The organism is Pseudomonas sp. CFBP 13711, from assembly GCF_014842265.1.
GTDB lineage: Bacteria > Pseudomonadota > Gammaproteobacteria > Pseudomonadales > Pseudomonadaceae > Aquipseudomonas.
In genome coordinates this window covers 186,512-204,990 of sequence record NZ_JACYVI010000009.1, presented here as the reverse complement: position 1 = coordinate 204,990, position 18,479 = coordinate 186,512, and the positions used below count along the sequence as shown (strand labels likewise).

At 53.9% G+C, this 18,479-nt stretch carries 17 protein-coding genes; 12 read left to right on the top strand and 5 right to left on the bottom strand.

Going from position 1 to position 18,479, the window contains the following annotated elements; all coding sequences use genetic code 11:
• The first annotated feature begins 43 nt into the window (after positions 1 to 43).
• Positions 44 to 676, top strand: coding sequence for a pseudouridine synthase (locus tag IFT47_RS17885; RefSeq protein WP_244655990.1), 633 nt, complete (start codon positions 44 to 46; stop codon positions 674 to 676).
• Between the two features lie 181 nt (positions 677 to 857).
• Here the strand turns inward: IFT47_RS17885 and IFT47_RS17880 are convergent, their stop codons facing one another.
• Complete coding sequence (locus IFT47_RS17880; protein ID WP_074893299.1) at positions 858 to 1,337, bottom strand: Lrp/AsnC family transcriptional regulator; 480 nt, start codon at positions 1,335 to 1,337, stop codon at positions 858 to 860.
• A gap of 409 nt (positions 1,338 to 1,746) precedes the next feature.
• A complete protein-coding gene (locus tag IFT47_RS17875) occupies positions 1,747 to 2,217 on the bottom strand; it encodes a hypothetical protein (protein WP_244655989.1) in 471 nt (156 codons plus the stop codon).
• Here IFT47_RS17875 and IFT47_RS17870 point away from each other — a divergent pair, their 5' ends adjacent.
• Positions 2,218 to 2,952, top strand: a complete 735-nt coding sequence (locus tag IFT47_RS17870) for a DUF6515 family protein (RefSeq protein ID WP_192173742.1) — start codon at positions 2,218 to 2,220, stop codon at positions 2,950 to 2,952. It abuts the gene before it with no gap.
• A gap of 179 nt (positions 2,953 to 3,131) precedes the next feature.
• On the opposite strand, the gene IFT47_RS17865 is transcribed toward IFT47_RS17870, so the two are convergent.
• Entirely contained in the window at positions 3,132 to 4,037 is a 906-nt protein-coding gene (locus IFT47_RS17865) for a cation diffusion facilitator family transporter (protein WP_192173741.1), read from the bottom strand.
• 24 nt (positions 4,038 to 4,061) lie between these two features.
• Positions 4,062 to 4,487, bottom strand: coding sequence for a polyribonucleotide nucleotidyltransferase (locus IFT47_RS17860; RefSeq protein WP_122536914.1), 426 nt, complete (start codon positions 4,485 to 4,487; stop codon positions 4,062 to 4,064).
• A gap of 144 nt (positions 4,488 to 4,631) precedes the next feature.
• On the opposite strand from IFT47_RS17860, the gene hrpB reads away from it, so the two are divergent.
• From hrpB to IFT47_RS17825, 7 genes are all read left to right on the top strand, one after another.
• Positions 4,632 to 7,148, top strand: coding sequence for an ATP-dependent helicase HrpB (hrpB, locus tag IFT47_RS17855; RefSeq protein ID WP_192173740.1), 2,517 nt, complete (start codon positions 4,632 to 4,634; stop codon positions 7,146 to 7,148).
• Between the two features lie 300 nt (positions 7,149 to 7,448).
• Entirely contained in the window at positions 7,449 to 8,912 is a 1,464-nt protein-coding gene (locus IFT47_RS17850) for a site-specific integrase (RefSeq protein WP_192173739.1), read from the top strand.
• The gene (locus tag IFT47_RS17845) at positions 8,905 to 10,815 is read left to right on the top strand and encodes a hypothetical protein (RefSeq protein ID WP_192173738.1); all 1,911 of its coding nucleotides are present in this window, start codon (positions 8,905 to 8,907) and stop codon (positions 10,813 to 10,815) included. Before IFT47_RS17850 ends, IFT47_RS17845 begins: the two co-directional genes overlap by 8 nt.
• Positions 10,812 to 12,863, top strand: coding sequence for an integrase (locus IFT47_RS17840; RefSeq protein WP_192173737.1), 2,052 nt, complete (start codon positions 10,812 to 10,814; stop codon positions 12,861 to 12,863). Before IFT47_RS17845 ends, IFT47_RS17840 begins: the two co-directional genes overlap by 4 nt.
• A 2-nt stretch (positions 12,864 to 12,865) precedes the next feature.
• Entirely contained in the window at positions 12,866 to 13,294 is a 429-nt protein-coding gene (locus IFT47_RS17835) for a hypothetical protein (RefSeq protein ID WP_192173736.1), read from the top strand.
• A 359-nt stretch (positions 13,295 to 13,653) separates the two neighbouring features.
• Positions 13,654 to 14,337 (top strand): TnsA endonuclease N-terminal domain-containing protein, encoded by a 684-nt coding sequence (locus IFT47_RS17830; protein ID WP_192173735.1) that lies wholly within the window; start codon positions 13,654 to 13,656, stop codon positions 14,335 to 14,337.
• Positions 14,337 to 15,134 (top strand): helix-turn-helix domain-containing protein, encoded by a 798-nt coding sequence (locus IFT47_RS17825; protein ID WP_244655988.1) that lies wholly within the window; start codon positions 14,337 to 14,339, stop codon positions 15,132 to 15,134. Before IFT47_RS17830 ends, IFT47_RS17825 begins: the two co-directional genes overlap by 1 nt.
• On the opposite strand, the gene IFT47_RS17820 is transcribed toward IFT47_RS17825, so the two are convergent.
• Positions 15,048 to 15,656, bottom strand: coding sequence for a hypothetical protein (locus IFT47_RS17820; RefSeq protein WP_192173734.1), 609 nt, complete (start codon positions 15,654 to 15,656; stop codon positions 15,048 to 15,050). The two genes, IFT47_RS17825 and IFT47_RS17820, sit on opposite strands and share 87 nt — an antisense overlap.
• 194 nt (positions 15,657 to 15,850) lie before the next feature.
• Between IFT47_RS17820 and tnpB the strand changes: the two genes are divergently transcribed.
• The 3 genes from tnpB (at position 15,851) to IFT47_RS17800 (ending at position 18,472) form a co-directional block, all read left to right on the top strand.
• Complete coding sequence (gene tnpB / locus IFT47_RS17810) at positions 15,851 to 16,057, top strand: IS66 family insertion sequence element accessory protein TnpB (RefSeq protein ID WP_342345381.1); 207 nt, start codon at positions 15,851 to 15,853, stop codon at positions 16,055 to 16,057.
• Between the two features lie 281 nt (positions 16,058 to 16,338).
• Positions 16,339 to 17,139, top strand: coding sequence for a GNAT family N-acetyltransferase (locus tag IFT47_RS17805; RefSeq protein WP_192173732.1), 801 nt, complete (start codon positions 16,339 to 16,341; stop codon positions 17,137 to 17,139).
• Between the two features lie 469 nt (positions 17,140 to 17,608).
• A complete protein-coding gene (locus IFT47_RS17800; RefSeq protein WP_192173731.1) occupies positions 17,609 to 18,472 on the top strand; it encodes a pirin family protein in 864 nt (287 codons plus the stop codon).
• Positions 18,473 to 18,479: the final 7 nt, after the last annotated feature.

Genomic DNA, 18,479 nt, shown 5'->3' with positions numbered 1-18,479 from the left:
AAAGTGGCCCTTTCTGTTTCTGTCATTTTTTTACCGGTTTCCCATGCCCCGCAACCAACGTCCCGATTCCCGCCGTCCTTCGCCTGATCGCACGGGCGCGCCCCGGCGTGTCGCCAAAGCACCGCCCGCCGAACCGCGGTTGATTCTGCTCAACAAACCCTTCGACGTGCTGACCCAGTTCAGTGATGGCGAAGGCCGGGCGACGCTCAAGGATTTCATCGACATCCCCGGCATCTACCCGGCCGGGCGCCTGGACCGCGACAGCGAGGGCTTGCTGCTGCTGACCAACGACGGCCAATTGCAGGCGCGCATCGCCGACCCCAAGCACAAGCTGGCGAAAACCTATTGGGTGCAGGTGGAGGGTGAGCCGACGGAAGAGCAACTGCAGAAGCTGCGCAACGGCGTCGAACTGAACGACGGCCCGACGCTGCCCGCACAGGCTCGGCAACTGGACGAACCGGAGCTGTGGCCGCGCAACCCGCCGGTGCGGTTTCGCAAAAGCGTGCCGACGAGCTGGCTGGAACTGGTGATCAAGGAAGGCCGAAACCGCCAGGTGCGCAGAATGACCGCGGCAGTCGGCCTGCCGACGTTGCGACTGGTGCGCGTGCGGATCGGCGACTGGAGCCTAGAAGGGCTGGGCCAGGGGCAGTGGCGGGAAGTGCCGGCGAAGCTTTGATTGAAGAACTGCAGCAAGACCCGAATTCGAATGCTGCTGAGTTCCATTGTGGGAGTGAGCTTTCTCGCGAAGGCGTCATCTCTACCGGCAGTTATTCAGCGTCTTAACGGGCCTCTTCGCGAGCAGGGTAGATCGGCGCCCCAGTCGCTCCCACAAAAACCTGTACCTGCGCGGACGCGCTTCAGCCGCGCAAATGCACCAGCGGCAGTTCGGTGCTCGCGAGTACCTGATTGAGCACGAAGCTGGAGCGCACGCTGGTCACGCCGTCGATGCGGGTCAGATGGCCAAGCAGAAATTTCTGATAGTGATCCATGTCCGGGACGACGACCTTCAGTTGGTAATCGGCGTCGATGCCGGTCACCAGGCTGCATTCCAGCACCTGCGGCAGGTTGCGGATGTGCTGCTCGAAATTCTCGAAGCGGTCGGGCGTGTGGCGATCCATGCCGATCAGCACGTAAGCCGTCAGGCTAAGGCCCAGCTTCTTGCGGTCCAGCAGCGCGACCTGACCCACGATATAACCGTCGTCTTCCAGCTGTTTGACGCGGCGCGAGCAGGGTGAAGGCGACAGGCCAATGCGTTCGGCCAGTTCCTGATTGGAGATGCGCGCGTCCTTTTGCAGTTCGGCCAAAATACTCAAGTCATATCTGTCGAGCTTGCTCACGATAAGCGCCTTTATTGAATGGATTGCGCAGGATTATTCATCTGAAGTGAATTATTGCGCAAGTGGTGTTTTCATCAGCAATATTCGCAATCCTGTGTCGTCCGCCAAAGCCTATTCTTTTAACCAGAATCACTGCCCGGACACAGCGTCCAGCGCGGCCCGCCGAATCAGGCCAGCCGCGGCCTCCAGCCCGACAGGGTTGATCAGGCCACCGGGCTACGCACTGTCCAGAAGACGATGCGAGGTGAGCCGATGCCACAAGTGTCGAGCCAGGACGAAGTATTCCAGAGAGGGCCATCGAGCCCTCTTTTTTTGTGCCCGGCTTTTGGCCAGCACCGCAGCAAGCGCTTCTATAGTTTCATCCGCCACGCTGATAGAGTGCGGCGAACGGCGCACCCGACTCGCAGTCCTATCCCATAGGTATCCGCGCCGTAGTGAGGAAAGCATGAACACGCGCATCTGGCGTTTGGCAGGTGTCAGTCTCTTGGCCTTGAGCATCAGTGCTCAGGTGTTGGCCGACGACAACAATCAACAGCAGCAACAGCAGCGTAACGAGCAGCAGCAGCGCCAACAGCAGCAACGTGGGTTCGAGATGCAGCGCCAGCAGCAGGAGAACCAGCGCGGCTTCAACGACAACCAGCAGCGTGAACAGCAGCAACAACGCCAGCAACAGCAGAATCAGCAACAACAGCAGCGCCAGCAGGAACAGGTGCAGCAACAACGCCAGATCCAGCAGAACCAGCAGGAGCGCGCCAATCAGCAGCGCCAGCAGCAGGATCGCGAGCGCAATCAGCAGCGTGACGATCAGCGCCAGCAGCAACGCCAGCAACAGCAGGATCAGCAACGACGCCAGCGAGAACAGCAGCAACAACAGCGTCAATTGCAGGACCGTCAGGGCGGTCTGCCCATTCAGGGACGGCCGGACACGGTGGTTCAGACCCAGGAGCCACGTCAGGGCTTCTACCGCGACCAGCCCCGAGACAACCGCTGGCGCGACGGCGACCGTCGTCCCGATAACGGCAACTGGCAGGCCGGCCGCCCCGGTGGTCATGGCGACGGCTGGGGATCGGGTCCGCGCTATCGGCCGGGTTACGAGATCGATCGCATGCCGGGTGGTTACTCGCGGGTGCCTTATCGCGGCGGGGATTACTTCTACTCAGGCGGTTACTGGTATCGCCCACAGGGCCCGCGTTATGTAGTTGTCCAGCCTCCACGAGGCGTTCGCGTCCGCTACCTGCCCGACTACGCGCAACAGGTCTGGCTCGGCAGCGCGCTGTTTTTCGTCGCTGCCGGGACCTATTACACCTACGAGCAGAACACCCAGGAGTACGTAGTCGCCGAGCCTCCGCAGAACGTCGAGCCGGTGTATTCGCCTCAGCAGCCGCAGCCCGTTCAGCAGGCAGCGAATCCCTACGATGTTGTCGCCTACCCGCCTGAAGGCAAGCCGCAACAGGAAATCGAACAGGACCGCTACGACTGCTACCGCTACGCCGTGCAGCAAAGCAATTTCGACCCGGCAGGTGCAGCGTATCAGCCGGCACCGGAAGTGCTCGGTGTGTACCGTCAAGCGATGGCCAGTTGTTATGCAGGGCGGGGATATAGCATTCAGCAGTAGAGGTGAGTAGCCACTGCCCACTCTATGTGGGAGCGAGCTTGCTCGCGAAGACGCCGGTGAGTCTGCGAAATTTTCTGCGGACGGAACATTGTCTTCGCGAGCAAGCTCTCTCCCACACATTGCGCATCGCCGCCAAATTCAAAGAATCCTGCAGGCTTAGCTTTCCCTGCAGGACGCCTTCAATTCAAAACCGGTCCATCCCCACGACCCACCACTTCCTGCGGATCCGCGTGCACCAGCACTTCGGCCTTGGGGAATTCGTCCTGAATCGCCGCTTCCACCTGCTCGCATAGGTCGTGCGCCACCGACAGCGTCAGCGTGCCCGGCAGCTCCAGGTGCAACTGCACAAACCAGTGATTGCCTGAAATCCGCGTGCGCAGGTCGTGGGCGCCCAGTACGCCGGGCACGCCTTCTGCCAGTTCGAGCATCTTGGCGCTGACATCCACAGGCAGTTCAGCGTCCATCAGCACCGACACCGTTTCCCGTGCAATGGAAATCGCGCTCCACAAAATGTAGAACGCGATCGCCAGACCAAAATAAGCATCCAGTTGGGAATAGCCGAAATAAGCCAGACCCAGCGCCAGCATGATGCTGAAGTTAAGCAGCAGGTCAGAGCGGTAATGCAGGGAATCCGCACGAATCGCCGCCGAACCCGTGGCCTTCACCACACGGTGCTGCAACATCAGCAACGCGATCGTCAGGCCGATCGACAACACCATCACCAGCAAACCTAACCCGGGGGCGCCGAGGGGTTGCGGGTGCTGGATGCGGTCAACCGCCTGAAAACCGATCAAGAACGCACTCACCGCGATAAAAAGCGCCTGGGCCATGCCCGACAGCGCTTCTGCCTTGCCGTGGCCATAGCGATGATCATCGTCCGCGGGACGCAGCGCGTAATGCACCGCCAGCAGATTGAGAAAAGACGCCGCGCCGTCGAGCATCGAGTCCGTCAGGCCGGCCAGCAGACTCACTGAGCCGCTTAGCCACCAAGCGACAGCTTTGGCGACGATCAGAATGCTCGCGACCGCAAGTGAGGCGCGGGTTGCCAGACGCAATAAGCGGGCGTGTTCGGGGCTGGTGCTCATGGCGCTTCCTTTAAATCATGAATCTCAAGCGGACGGGACAAGGCCCAGAGCAGCGAGCTGCTGCACGCTGCCTTTGTGCTGGATCAGGCGTGGATCATCCAGCGGCAATGTGCGGCCGAGCTCGGTCTGAATGATGGCTTGCAGCTTGAGGTTGTCGACCGTGCCGTCAGCGCGCACCGCCGGTTCAAGTTTCTGCGGATCGATCTGCGCCTGATTGCCGCTTGGCAGGTAGATCGCGCCTGTGGCGAAGTCCACGCCGAACGCGATCACGCCGGGGATGATGTAGAACAACAGGCCGATGGCGTCGAGTATCACGATGGCGGGGTCCATTCGGCCGCTGCCCTGAATCTGGCCACGACGATCCGGGTAGAAAATACTGCCGCACGCGGTCAGTTGCGTCAGCAGCGTGGCAACCAGAACACCGCCAATCAAACGGGATGGAATGCGCATGGGGATCTCCTCATAAGAAGTCGCAACTATACAAGGCAAATGCCTAATCAATAAGAGTATCCGTGGGGGAAGACAGTTCGTTGGCAGGGTGAACAAAGCCGCAGCGGCTCGCCGTATAATCGTCGCCCTGTTTCTGGAGCTCTCATGAATTCGCTGCCCATCGACGCCGTTCTCCCCGCCTTGCGCCAGGCCCTTGCCGATCGGGACGAGGCTGTGCTCGAAGCGCCGCCGGGCGCGGGCAAGACCACCCGTGTGCCGCTGGCGCTTTTGCACGAGTCGTGGCTCGCAGGGCAGACGATCCTGATGCTTGAGCCCCGGCGTCTGGCGGCTCGTGCTGCTGCCGAACGATTGGCAAGCGAGCTGGGGGAAAGCGTCGGCGAGACGGTGGGTTATCGGATTCGTCTGGACAGCAAGGTCGGTCCCAACACCCGCATTGAAGTGGTCACCGAGGGCATTCTGACTCGGCGGCTGCAGGAAGACCCTTCGCTGGAAGGTGTAGGGCTGCTGATCTTCGACGAATTTCATGAGCGGAGCCTCGACGCTGATCTCGCGCTGGCGCTTAGCCTCAACGGTCGTGCGCTGTTTCGTGACGAGCAGCCGCTGAAGATTCTGCTGATGTCGGCGACGCTTGAAGGCGCGCGTCTGTCGAGCTTGCTCAACGACGCGCCGGTCATCAGCAGCGAAGGGCGCATGTTCCCGGTGTCGATGCAGTGGGGGCGGCCGTTTCAGCCGGGGGAGTTCATCGAGCCGCGGGTGGTGCAAACCGTGCTTGACGCGCTGGGCACCGAGTCCGGCAGCGTGCTGGTATTCCTGCCGGGCCAGGCTGAAATTCGTCGGGTGAATCAGCAGTTGGCCGATGCCATTGGCGAGCGCAGTGACGTGCTGTTGTGCCCGCTGCATGGCGAGCTCGACCTGAGCGCCCAGCGCGCGGCGATCGAACCCGCGCCCAAGGGCAAACGCAAAGTGGTGCTGGCGACCAATATCGCCGAGACCAGCCTGACCATCGATGGCGTGCGGGTGGTCATCGACGCGGGGCTGTCGCGGGTGCCGCGTTTCGATCCCGGCAGCGGCATGACGCGCCTCGACACCCAGCGCATCTCCCGTGCCAGCGCGACTCAGCGGGCGGGCCGGGCAGGGCGGCTTGAGCCGGGCGTGTGTTATCGACTGTGGTCTGAGGCGCAGCACGATCAATTGGCGGCGTATGGGGCGGCGGAAATCCTTCAGGCCGACCTTGCCGGTCTGGCACTGCAACTGGCGCGTTGGGGCGTTGAACCGGCGCAACTGACCTGGCTGGATCTGCCGCCCGCCGCCGCATATGCCCAGGCGCAGGACCTGCTGGCCCGACTGGGCGCTCTGACGCGCAAGCTGGGTGAAGACTGGAAACTCACGGCTCACGGCCAATCGATGGCAGAGGTGCCCGCCCATCCGCGCATCGCCCATTTGCTGCTGCGCGGTCATGAACTGGGTCTGGGCCCGCTGGCCTGCGACGTCGCAGCGTTGCTGGGCGAGCGGGACATTCTGCGCGGCGCCGGTGCCGATCTGCACAGCCGGCTGACGTTGCTGGCCGGCGCAGAACGCGCGGCGAAAGGCGGGCAGGGCGGCGTGCAGCGAGCGCGGCAATTGTCGCGGCAATATCGCGGGTATCTGAGGGGCGCGGCCCGCAAACCGATCGCCGATCCAGATCACCCGCGCTGGCTCGGCGCGCTGCTGGCGCTGGCCTATCCCGATCGCGTCGCGCAACAACGCCGTGCCGGCGGAGCGGAGTATCGACTCGCCAACGGTCGGGCTGCCCTGTTCGCCGAGCCAGACGCGCTGATGAAACAGCCGTGGCTGGTGGTCGCTGATCTGGGCAGCCGCCAGGGCCAGCGCGAAGAGCGTATTTATCTCGCCGCCGAGTTCGATCCCGAGCTGTTCAACACAGTGCTCGCCGAACAGGTGACTCAGTTCGATCAACTGGACTGGGACGAGCGCGAGGGCGTCTTCCGCGCCGAACGTCAGTGCAAGGCCGGTGAACTGATCATCAGCCGCGAGCCGCTCACCGGGCTGGACGATTCCGCACGAGGTCAGGCCCTGCTGGCGCTGGTGCGGCGCAAGGGACTGGAGCTGCTGCCGTGGACGCCGGAGCTGCGCCAGTGGCAGGCGCGCGTCGGTTTGTTGCGTCAGATGGATCTGCAAACGCTGAGCGAAAGCCAGTGGCCGGATGTGAGCAACGACGGGCTGCTGGCGACGCTGGAGCACTGGCTGCTGCCGTACCTGGGCAAGGTCACCCGACTGAGCCACTTCGGTAATCTGGACCTCTCATCGATCCTCCACAACCTGCTGCCATGGCCCTTGCCCCAGCGGCTCGACGAACTGGCGCCGCACCACCTGACCGTGCCGTCGGGCTCATCGGTGCGCCTGGATTACAGCGAGTCCCCGCCCATTCTGGCGGTGCGCCTGCAAGAACTCTTCGGCCTGGCCGACACCCCGCGCATCGCCAATGGCCGGCAGATCGTCAAGCTGCACCTGCTGTCCCCCGCACGCCGCCCGGTACAAGTCACCCAAGACCTCGCCAACTTCTGGCGCAGCACCTACGCCGAGGTGAAGAAGGATTTGAAGGGGCGGTACCCGAAGCTATTCCATAAGTTGGACCCTTGGGTGGAATCGCTTAAGGATAAATGATTGACACATTCCGCAGTTTCCGTAGCACATAACATCAACGATTGACGTGCGGATTGAGCGCCAAGTCGGAGCATCCTGACTTGGCCGAATTCGCGAGCCGATCGAGTCATGCGTAACAACCTCGAACGAGGGTTGGCGTTTGTCGTTAACATCGTCCAGTCCGCGATACGTGGTGCTCATCTCGTACCTACGCCCCTGTTTCAGAGCATCTAAAGCTCGACCCTCAGTAACTGCATCGTGTTCGGATGCATCGCAAACCACAAATCAGTAACGTGAATTCATGCTCATCTGAGGTGATTCATGTCGTTTAGTAATCCATCCCATAAAGGCCGTCTGGCGTTGATATCCTCGGTTAAGGACGTCTCGGCCATTCTTCGATCCTACCCCTTCGCAGGAGCCAAGCCTGTACGGCTTGAGGGCAGCGATCTTTTGGTGATGTACCAAGGTCAAGAAGCTGAAACATCACTTGGTGACACCACATTTCATGTGCCATTTCTGTTTCATAAAAGCGGGGTTCCCTGGCATGAGGCTAATGACTATCTTCTGCAGTCAATTAAGAATAAAACGCATAAGAACTTACGGAATGACGACTTGCGTCGGATAGCCGGGAGATTACTCGATTATTTGAAGTTTTGTGAGGAGCGGAATTTAGATTGGCTAGATTTGACTGGTTCAAGACCAGCTTTTAGGCCAACTTATAAATATTTTGACTATCTTGTTAATCAAAGTGGTAGGAGTAGCGCGGTAATCAATCAGTATACCGCTGCGATCTATGAACTTTATAAATATGTCTCAATCTCATGGCATGTTATCGACATTAATCGGGTTGATGCAGTAAGGGATATCAGTTTTTTCGTTAAGTACGGTGAGGGGGGAGTGGTGGTGTCTAGAAAAAAGCGTGGTCAAACGCTTAGTGTTCCACCCAAAGGCCGGGTACCACTTGGCTTCGTACTTGAGGATGGTGAGATTTTAAGGCCTCTTGCAAACTCTGAGCTTAGCTGTCTTTTGAAATTGATCTCGAGTGAGAAAGAATGGCCCATGCAAGAGCGTCTGATACTGCTCATGTCGTTGATGACTGGGGCTCGTAAGCAAACCATCTTGACTATGCGCCTTCGACACTTAGAGGCATTTAACCCAAGCAAACTCCTGCTGGAGGGGGCGTATAAGCTCCACGCGGGGCCTGGTACGGGTATGGACACCAAAAAGGGTGTCCCTCAGATCCTATATGTTCCGAAGCAATTAGCAGAAGAGCTTTTGGTTTTTTCTAAAAGTCCATTGATGAATGCTCGCCGTGCAAAGCTTCGTTCAAATATCGAGACCTCAGGCTATCCGTGGGTGGAAGAGGATGCTTACCTGTTTATTTCTGATCAGGGAAACTGCTGCTACATGGCTAAAGATGATCCTCGCTACCGTCAAGTCAAGTCTCGGCAGACAGGGCAAGTGACGGATAATATGAGGCGCAAGCTTATAGGCAGCCAGGAGGCTGAGTTTCCAAAAGATTTCTCTTTTCATTGGTTACGGGCTACTTATGCTTATCAGCTTTATCAACGGTTACGGAAGTTGATAGGCAATGGAATGTTGAAGCCTGGTGAAGACATTCAGTTTATTCAGAAGCGGATGCACCATCGATCCAGGAAGACCACGGAAGACTACTTGAAGCTGTTCCTTATGTCACAGGAAACAGTTGTCGCGCAAGAGGTCTGGGAGGGAGTTCTTTTTAATGGTAGTTATAATGTTTTGAATGTAGGGAAGGATGATGTCTGAAGGCTTTGTTTTACGCCCGGCAGTTACTGTGGCAAGAGGGGAGGGCTGGAGTGAATTCTCACATCCAGAGCTATTACAGATCCAGCTCTCGAAACAGGTTCTGACCAAGCCACTTGATATCGGCTGTTTGGCATACAAGAAAAGAAGTGGCGAGAATAAATCTAAAAATTTAAGCGGTACACCCGTTGTGCTGGCTAGTCTCGATGTTAATCGCCGGGATTTAATAATTGGATTGTTAGAGGCATTTGTTGGGCTTGGCGATCAGTCGATGCTAACAAGATTCAGGCATCTTACCTATTTTTTTGATTGGGTAGACGCCCAAGACAGTCTGTGCATTCTAGGAGGTCCGAGTGATGCGCAACAGATATATCGGGAGTTTACTGACTACCTAAGGGCAAAAATAGCGCAAGGGGCTATCAAACCAATTACTGCATCTAGCTATCAAGTCTCAGCGATTATTGTCTTTGGTATCTTATATTCAAGTGTGAGCAGTCATATTGTGGCAGGTGCTTATAGAATAATAGGTGCAAAAGAGTCTCTGGCGCCTCGTGAGAGCCTTGTGTTGAACTACCAAAAAGCGCTGTCCGAAATTGCAGCTGGGTGCGCATCTATTATTTTGCATAATAAACCGTATCCGGCTAGTTTTGCGGTCGCGGGTCGAGATGTAACGATATTTGCCGCTAGGGCGGGCATAATTGGGCCATTTTCAAAGTGTCCACCGGTGTTTAATTTAGCTGAGAAGAGAGTTTCCACATTTGAAGAGTATCTCGACGTCTATAAGAAGGAAAAGTTCAGCCCTGCTGAGATTTTCCAGATCAAAGCGCATATAGCCAGCGCAAACCGACAATGCGTTGAAGCTAACAGCGATCCTAGACATTGGCTCAGAATAAAGATCGCAATTATTTCGCTCAAAGCATATGCGGGTTTGCTTTTGTTGATCACTGGCGCTTCACCCACCGAGTTTTCGCAGTTTTCATACGAAGATGCTCTTGGAGTGGTTAAGTCTCCTTTGAAAAAAGAGCTGTCAGCCGTGAAGTTTCGCGCCGCCGGGAAAACCACACTTTACAATCTTGGTCGCGGGAGCGGCGTCGAAGTGCTTCGCGATTATCTGAAAATTAGAGCTTGGATATTAGGTGGTAAACAGTTTGATCGACTTTTTTTTCTAGTTTCAAACGATAGGACCAGCCTGAAGCCATTTCCTACATCAGGTGTGATGGCAAAGTTTCATAATGCTATATCCGGATTGTTCATTGATCCTGTTGCGAGTATGCCAACGCCGCGTGAGATGCGAAAGCTAAAAAGCAATGTACTCCATCGAAAAAAGTTTTCGCCATCTGTCATCGCTGATGTATTGAATCATACAGAGCGGGTGAATTTGTCGACCTATTCTGAGGCCTCTCCTGAGCAGCAAGGTGAGGAGTTGAGGAAATATTGGGAAGCAGTCCGTCATGCTGCAAATAAGATTCTTGGTAAACAAGAGTCGGCTTCAGTGCAAATAGCAGTTCCAACTATAGCAGGGCACTGTAGTGAGTTTAACTCCCCAGTTATCTTGGGCTCTAATAGTGCATCTTTGATTAGATCGGCATGTAACACCGGCTTTGGGTGCGTGTTTTGCGAGAATTACGTTTTTCATGCCGAAAAGTCTGACTTGCATAAGCTATTGAGTATGCAATATGTGGTAAATAAGATTAGAGGTGTTGCTGCAGATTCGGAGCATGCTGAGCTGACCTATAAAAACTTGTCTGTCAGAGTGGAATATATTATAGCCATTTTGGCTGGTCGCTCTGAGTCTATGCAGAGATTGGTAGAGGACGTCAAGAGGACTGTAAATGAGTATGGAATACTGACAGCATTTTGGGAGAGTCGTCTCTCCAACTATGAGTATATAGGGGTGATTTCGTGAGCGGACGTCTAGAGTCAGTTAGCGTGTTTTCTGCATGTGGGAATTTGGAGCAAGAGTCACAGCCCGACATCGCTGCTCAGTCAGATCGCCCCCCTTCTGTAGGTTTTGTGCTCTGTCGAGATGCCAGTGGTCGTGCAACCGCTATCTATGGAAATGATGTGTGGGATTTTAATCCTTACAGACTTTCCGCTAATAGAATCGGAACCTTAATATTCTCTAGGGTGTTTCCTTCCGCTGGAGCCCAAGAGCGGTTGTTGATAGATGAAGCTAAGTTTATATTATATAAGATAATTTATTTTTCTGGTGGGGGGGTGATAGGCGTGTTGAGTCCGTCTACGTTGAACCAATATTGGCTAATAATAAAAAAAATGATGGTATTTTGCCATGAACAACACCGCAGGCCCCTAGTGGGGTACTTGTCAATCGAGCAGTTGTTGACCGTTAAAGTGTACATGGATTCTTTTATACGAAATCATGTGTCTGGTAATACGATAAAGACTTTGTCAGCGGTAATGACTCAGCTTGTTTCAATAGGGGTGCGCCGTTTAGGATTTGTTGTTGTTGATCCAAAACTTTTCCATCTGAAAGGGCCCGAGTCAAATCAGCATCCTATAATTCCAACAAGTTTATATTTGAACATAATAAACGAATCTGCTGTTTTGATTGATCAGCTTTACAAGGGGGTTGGCGCATATGAGTCATTCATTCAATGCTTTGCTGATGAGCATTATGGTATTAGCTATGAAGCCCAAAAGACTAGGCGGCTTGGCGGGATGAAGAACTACCGCCCAGATATGCTTCAGGCCCTGAAAGATCACAATCTGGAAGCGGTATTTTCGCTGGAATTCGAATGTACAAAGAAGCGAAGCTTGCAAGCAGTGCTTGCCAAGATGTTACTGGTTGTGAAAACTGTCATTCATCTCTATACGGGCATGCGTGATCAGGACGTTATGCGTATGAATTATAACTGCATTAGTCAAGAGGTTTTTAGACCGGATTTGATAGATGGGTCCGGTGTGATGCGGGATCCAGCGCAGTATTTCTCCGTTCTGTCGACGTCTACTAAGTTTGCTGGGTACAGAAAGGAAGGCCGATGGTTCGCTACGTTCGAAGTGGTCAGGGCTATTAATATCGCCCAGGCAATTTGCAGGGGGCTGGCGAAGCTCTATAATGTTAGTTTCACAGATGCACCGTTATTTCTCAATCCTTCTATAGTGGGCTACCGTAGAGGCAAGCCCGAAGTCGCGGTGGGGAATATTTCACTTGTGCACTACACAATTGCCTCTTTCCAAAAGCTAACAATTACTCCTAATGACTTGGTCGAGCTTGCTGAAAGTGATCCGAATCAAGATTTCAGTAGCCGATCCAGCTTTGCAGTTGGTCAACCATGGCCGTTGACTAGTCATCAGTTCCGGAGGTCGCTGGCTTTTTATGGGAGCAGCAGCGGGTTCTTAAGTTTGCCTACGCTGCGCTCTCAGTTTAAACAATTGACAAATGAGATGGCGCGATATTACTCGAACGGGTTTGAGAATTTAAAAACAATTTTCGGATACTATGATGAGGTCAAGAAAGATTTTGTAGTTCCTGGTAATCATTTTGCTTTTGAATTTCAAATGGCTATGCCTATGTCGATTGCTAATGAGCTAATCTCTAATCTCCTTGCCGGAAATGAGCCACTGTTCGGCGGGACGGGTTCGTATATTGAAAAACAGAAGCGGCTAGCTACTGAAGGGAAAGTCAATATACAAGAGCTCCGCAGTGAAACCGAGCGGCGTGTTCGTCAGGGTTTAATCAGTTACCGACCTACGCTCCTAGGGGGCTGTACGAAAGTTGGAAGATGCGATGACTTTATCTTGGGTGATTTTGTAGCGTGTCTATCCTGTGAGAATGCAATCATTAAGCCGGATAAGGTAAAGGCGCTTGTTGAAGAGTTGCACCTTGAGATTCAGCTTTATAAGGAGGGTGAAGGTGAACACATGATTTTGAGTAAAATGTTGGAGGAGTGTTACGCGTTCCTAAGCAGATTTATAAAGTTAAAGGAGTTGTGAAGATGACAGACAATGTTAAAAGTAGCGGTGTTTTGGCTTGCGAAGAAGCACTAGAGCGCTTGATTACCGGAAAACCTAATGTGGCTGCGCACGTAGGACTCGATCTTTCAAAGCTTACGGCGGGAGTCGTCAGCCATGAAGCTGGATTTGATCGTGGGTATCTCAAAAAGTCCCGGAAGCTTCACATGGCGTTGATTGCTAAGATTTCCGCTGTTCGCGATGGAGTGATGAAGGGGGCACTTGCTAATACTACTCGCAATGAATTGATTAGATCGAGCAAAAAAATCGATCGGTTGGAGGAGGAGCTTCTGACGGTTTGCACACAACGTGACGCAGTTCTAACCCAAAATCTACAGCTATGGGAAAGAATTCGACAGTTGGAGGGAATTAATGTGAATAGTACATTATTGGCTTTCAATAGGCGACCATGAGTGGGATTCGACGCGGATCAGTATCATTTTTTTTAACTCAGTAAATTGTGGGCCCGTTGCCTCACCAAGGCTCTTAGGAAACCCTCCTATAGTGATTTTTCGTACATTCAAATAAGCAACGCGACAGCTCGTCGCGTTTTCGTCAGATTTATTACTTCTAGAGTCTAGGAGGGTTCGAGGCTTACTGCGTTTCGTTTGGTGGTTCAAATCAACCTGCCAAGTTGGCAGTGCCCCTCTCAGAGGCTGGTATAGGATTTCTAATTTGCTGCGACACCGCCATACTGGGGTCTTTGCACCATCAACGCAGTGTTCAGCAATAGCTGCGACGCATTAACTAAATAGCTGCGACGGTCCTATAAATGGTCGGAAATAGCCGCGACAAAAATAAACCGGGGTCGGTTCGCCCCATCAAGCCCACAAAAAGGAGCGTCTCCGGCGTGTTTCCATTCCGCGGCGAAGGTGGCATCCCCTACGAGTCCACGCTGGAGCGGGATTTCATTGTCCGTACGGAATTCTCCAAGGATGTCCGCAATATCACCTCGCAGCCGGTTAGCATTCCTTTCGTTAGCAACGGCCGTCTTTACAAATACACCCCAGATTTTCTCGTTCATTTCAATCTCGGAGATCGAGACCTCGACAACCGGTCCAAGCCGTTGCTGGTTGAGCTAAAGCCCGAGGCCGAGTGGCGCAAGAATTGGCGAGTATGGCTTCCCAAGTGGAAAGCTGCTTGGCGGTACGCAAGTGAGCAGGGCTGGGTCTTCCACATCCATGACGAAACGAGAATTCGGGATACCGCGCTGCATAACATCAAGTTTCTGGAACGTTACGCACGAATGACTTTTGAGCCAGAAGACAGTGAGTGGATTATCGGGACGGTGCGGGAGATGGGCGTGGCGCCAGTCCACTACCTGCTGGCATTGCATTCCTGCGACCGGTATCGAGGCGAGGGGATCAGTCATCTCTGGCATCTCATTGCTACAAGACGGCTTCTCTGTGACATACGCCTTCCTTTGAACAAATTCCTAGAAGTTTGGGTGGTGTGATGGCCGACAACGATTTACTTGATGCTCAGCTCACTCCCTACGAGCCTGACCGGCTCCAGGTAATAATTGAGGTCGGTGCAGTCGTCGCTAACGGCGATTCTGCTTACCGTATTTCCCAGATCCTCGACTTTAGAACTGTGGTGGGGATTGAACTGGAGTCAGGTAAAGCTGCTGCGTTGCCCATCGAAGGCTTACGAGCGATCAAGCGCGAGAAAGTCGAGGGGCTCTACGCCAATTACGATATGGCGCTGATTGGCAGCGAAGACTGGGCCGAGGCGCAGAAGCGCTACGCTGCCATCGAGCCGCTTCTGGGGAGTGTGGTTATCGGTCGGCGAGACGTCCAAGCCAGAAGCGCCGCAGTTGGCGTTGATGTCGCGACCTTGTATCGCTGGATAAAGCGTTACAAGGACTGGGGTGAGAAGCTCGCTCTTATTCCGCGAAGGAGGGGATGGAAGGAGGGCAACTCACGCCTTTCGGATGAGGCCAATAGAATCATCGAAGATGTGATTACTAATTATTTCCTCAAACCTCATCGCCCAACGGTGCTATCGACAATCGATAAAATCGTCGAAACCTGTGAAGCCGCGCAGATCACTCCGCCTGGAGTAACTGCGATCCGGGCACGAATTAAAGGTGTCCCCGATAAGGCTTACCTCCGCGGCCGAGGTTATACGGAATTGGCTCGGAACAAGTACACGCCGATACCTGGCTCATTTCCGGGGGCGGACTATCCTCTTGCCGTTGTGCAAATCGACCCCACGCCAACACACCAGGCTGAAAGAAATAGCCTGATGTGATCGTTTTGCCTTGGTACTCATGAGTCTCGATTTTTGAGGCTCGATTGCCAACTGGTTATTGTCGTCGAAGCTGGCGTCATCGCTAATGGCGTAGAGGTATTCCATCAGCGCGGGGGAAGACCAGGTCATTGATTGGTCTTCGTGAAAGTCAGCGATCGCAAAAACAAGCGGGTGCCCCTGGATCTGCTCCAGGTCCCAGTATTTGTTTTTTCGATTGAGTTTCGAGTATAGGGCGCTGCCAAAGCGAATCGGAGCGCGGGTCTTCAGCAGTTCCCTGACCTCCTCCAGTGATCGCATCAAGGGCAAATGCTCCATTGGTTTTGGAGGCGGCTCATCACGCGGGGAGGGGCCTACGGTCACCGCTTCAATGAAAACCTTGCCCCTACCATCGCTCATTTCAAAGTCTGGTGCTTCGTGTTCCTTGTTTACGAATAGGTCGAGCTCGAGAAGCGCGGCGTACAGGTACAGCTCGTTCAGTAATGCCTGCAACCCGGAGCGACGATTTCCGGCGTAGCCATCCATCACAGCATCAACGCCCACGTGATCCGCAAGCGGCTACCGACTTACCGGAATCAATCGCCCACAATCTTGCCGGCTTTCGTTCCGGTAAAAGCGGTACCAAGCCGCGCATCATAAGAGATGGTGATCATCTCGCCGCCTGTGGGTGATAAATCCATCACCGTAAAGTGGCCAGCTGCGGATCCGGATAGCTGCGCGTGTTTCATTCGTGGCCTGGCCCGATGATTCGCGTCGATGCTATCTGGCTCGCCACCGAACCCATGGACATGCGCGCCGGCACCGACATGGCACTGGCAAGAGTAGTTGCCGTGTTCGGCGAGGCGAAGCCGCACTGTGCGTATCTTTCTGCCAACCGCCGGACCAACCGCATGAAGGTGCTCGTGCACGACGGCGTCGGTATCTAGCCAGCAGCGCGGCGCCTGAACCAAGGTAAGTTTCATTGGCGAGGCATCCATCGTGGAACGGAGGTCGAACTCGACCCGAACAACTTCAGGCGCTGGTGCTTGGATGCTCGTGCGAAGCATTCGAGGTCGAAAGGTCTAAGCTCCGACGCGGAATGTGAAGGTGTGATGGCTGGCCAGCCGCGTATCCTAAAGCAAGGTCATAGGCTGGCACACATTTATGGAAAAGCGTATCGTTTGGTGCACCCGCCTGTGTCGGGGGGCTAAGAGAAAGGTTTATGCATATGGATATTGAAACGGCTCTTAAGATCGAGGCGGCAGAAAGAGAGTATTTGTGCTCACGAGTGAAGAACCTGTCATTGATAAATGGAAATCCTTATGGTGCTCGCGTTTTTTTCAACGGGCAATTTTCGTGCTTTCAAGTAAAAGCAAACCCCAGCCCAATGCTTAATCGCATCTACGGTCACAACACGGAAGAGCCACATGCCATTTTGAATTTACTCAGACAATCGGTTGAGTATTCAACTGTAACCCCTTTGGTGGGAAAAACATCTACGCTAGTGCAACACATTCATATGGAGGATGGATGCCTTGAACGCCTGAGAGGGTGGACTCATTTGCAGTTATCTTGTCCGGTAAAGGACGTGATCCTGAATCAACACTCATTCGAAGTTGAGGAGGTCACGCCACAAACGCTTCCGGAATTCGCAGACATTCACGCTAGTGGTTTTCATACCAAGCCTGATCAGAGAATGCTGAGTCAAGCCTCATTTTTAGCGCCAATACCAGATGATCGGATGAAAATTTACGCGCTTAGAGCCGGTGGGAAGATGGTGGCAGGGGCCGTGATTTATTTTGCCAGCAATGGGGTCGCCTATCTTGGAACAGCAGCTACCCGGAAGGACGCACGGGGACTCGGTTACCATGCAGCACTTATATCTCACCGAATCGAACAAGCAAAAAACTATGGCTGCAGTCTGATCGCTGCGACTGCCTTAGCTAGCTCCCAAAGTCGCCGAAATCTGCAATGTGCTGGACTGGCGGAATCCCATATTCAAGCGCTGTATCGGCTGGCAGAAAATTGAGAAAATATTGGGAGTTCCTACAGGCGTTTTTGACCGATACTGAATGCGTTAGGGGGTTGTAAAAAAAGCAATTTTCTAAGCGTCCTATCAGGCCATAAGTCTGGCGACTCCGCACCACATCTCAGGATGCTAAAGACTGACAGAGGCGCTTCGGAGTGACATTCAAAAAGTGGTGGGCAGGGTGGATAGTACCCGTACCCTAGGCTATAGTTGTTCGTGTCCGAACGTGTTGGGGGAAATCACTTACCTTCTAGTTGACATGGTTTGTCTTTTTCATGGAGGTTGGTTGTAGATCGCCGCCCTGTAGAAACTAACACTAGCAGCAGGATTTGTACCGCTCTTCTTTACGTTAGTCGTTGGAGTCTTTTTCGCCCTGCCCGACGTCGCGCAACATCTCTTATTCGAACCTCAGTCTCAGATAGACGAATTACTGCTCAACAATATCTTCTAGTGCCTTGAGAGAACTCACATGAATACGACCGCCGCAGCTCTGAAACGCCCCATTGTTCATCGTACCAAAGGCAAAAATCTTGGCTCTTTGGTAAGACTTATGAGTCCGGGTGACTTGGGCGAAATTTTGAAGCCTTTTGTATTTTTGGCTATTTTTAGTTTAGATAAAAATCACAAGAAAGCCGAATCTGGAATGCATCCGCATTCAGGAATTACGACGGTCACTTTCATGATTGACGGCGATATTGCCTACGAGGATAGCACCGGCGCTGCCGGGATTCTGCCAGCGGGGGGCCTTGAGCTGATGTTTGCAGGTAACGGCGTCTGGCATGACGCTGTGCCAACCTGTGACGGTTCCATTCTGGGGTTTCAGCTTTGGGTGGCATTACCAGCTTCAGAGGAGAATTCCCCGGCGAGAAGTGTCTATCTAGCACCCTCTCAAATCCCGCAAGTTGGCCCGGCACGCTTACTTCTGGGGCAATATGAAAACGCCCATAGCGTTGCTGAAGCACCGGCGGGCGTGAACTATCTCGCAGTACGTCTCAAAGACGGAGAGAGCTGGCGTTACACGCCACCAGCCGGCCATACCGTAGCCTGGTTAGCAGTAGAGTCAGGGAGCATCAGCACTGGAGACCTCGTGACTAAGGGTGAGCTAGCTGTCTTCGAAGAATCCGAGCAGCCCATTGAAATTGTTGCGCGAGGTGAAACCGCATTTGTGTTGGGCTCTGCGGCCAAACATCCTCATGACCTCGTCACTGGTTATTATTCCGTGCATACCAGCAAAGAGGCCATGGCCAAAAGCAAAACCGAGATACACCGCATTGCCGCGCACCTGCGTCAAGAAGGACAATTGAACCAGGTCGTTGCTAGCCCATCGTCCTGAAAGGGGG

What these genes read in the sequence shown, in the direction of transcription:
- IFT47_RS17860 (WP_122536914.1), bottom strand. Translation starts at nt 4,487, where the DNA reads ATGCGCATTCCATCCCGTTTGATTGGCGGTGTTCTGGTTGCCACGCTG.
- IFT47_RS17800 (WP_192173731.1), top strand. Translation starts at nt 17,609, where the DNA reads ATGAATACGACCGCCGCAGCTCTGAAACGCCCCATTGTTCATCGTACC.
- IFT47_RS17805 (WP_192173732.1), top strand. Translation starts at nt 16,339, where the DNA reads ATGGATATTGAAACGGCTCTTAAGATCGAGGCGGCAGAAAGAGAGTAT.
- IFT47_RS17885 (WP_244655990.1), top strand. Translation starts at nt 44, where the DNA reads ATGCCCCGCAACCAACGTCCCGATTCCCGCCGTCCTTCGCCTGATCGC.
- hrpB (WP_192173740.1), top strand. Translation starts at nt 4,632, where the DNA reads ATGAATTCGCTGCCCATCGACGCCGTTCTCCCCGCCTTGCGCCAGGCC.
- IFT47_RS17835 (WP_192173736.1), top strand. Translation starts at nt 12,866, where the DNA reads ATGACAGACAATGTTAAAAGTAGCGGTGTTTTGGCTTGCGAAGAAGCA.
- IFT47_RS17850 (WP_192173739.1), top strand. Translation starts at nt 7,449, where the DNA reads ATGTCGTTTAGTAATCCATCCCATAAAGGCCGTCTGGCGTTGATATCC.
- IFT47_RS17830 (WP_192173735.1), top strand. Translation starts at nt 13,654, where the DNA reads ATGGTCGGAAATAGCCGCGACAAAAATAAACCGGGGTCGGTTCGCCCC.
- IFT47_RS17820 (WP_192173734.1), bottom strand. Translation starts at nt 15,656, where the DNA reads ATGGATGGCTACGCCGGAAATCGTCGCTCCGGGTTGCAGGCATTACTG.
- IFT47_RS17845 (WP_192173738.1), top strand. Translation starts at nt 8,905, where the DNA reads ATGTCTGAAGGCTTTGTTTTACGCCCGGCAGTTACTGTGGCAAGAGGG.
- IFT47_RS17825 (WP_244655988.1), top strand. Translation starts at nt 14,337, where the DNA reads ATGGCCGACAACGATTTACTTGATGCTCAGCTCACTCCCTACGAGCCT.
- IFT47_RS17865 (WP_192173741.1), bottom strand. Translation starts at nt 4,037, where the DNA reads ATGAGCACCAGCCCCGAACACGCCCGCTTATTGCGTCTGGCAACCCGC.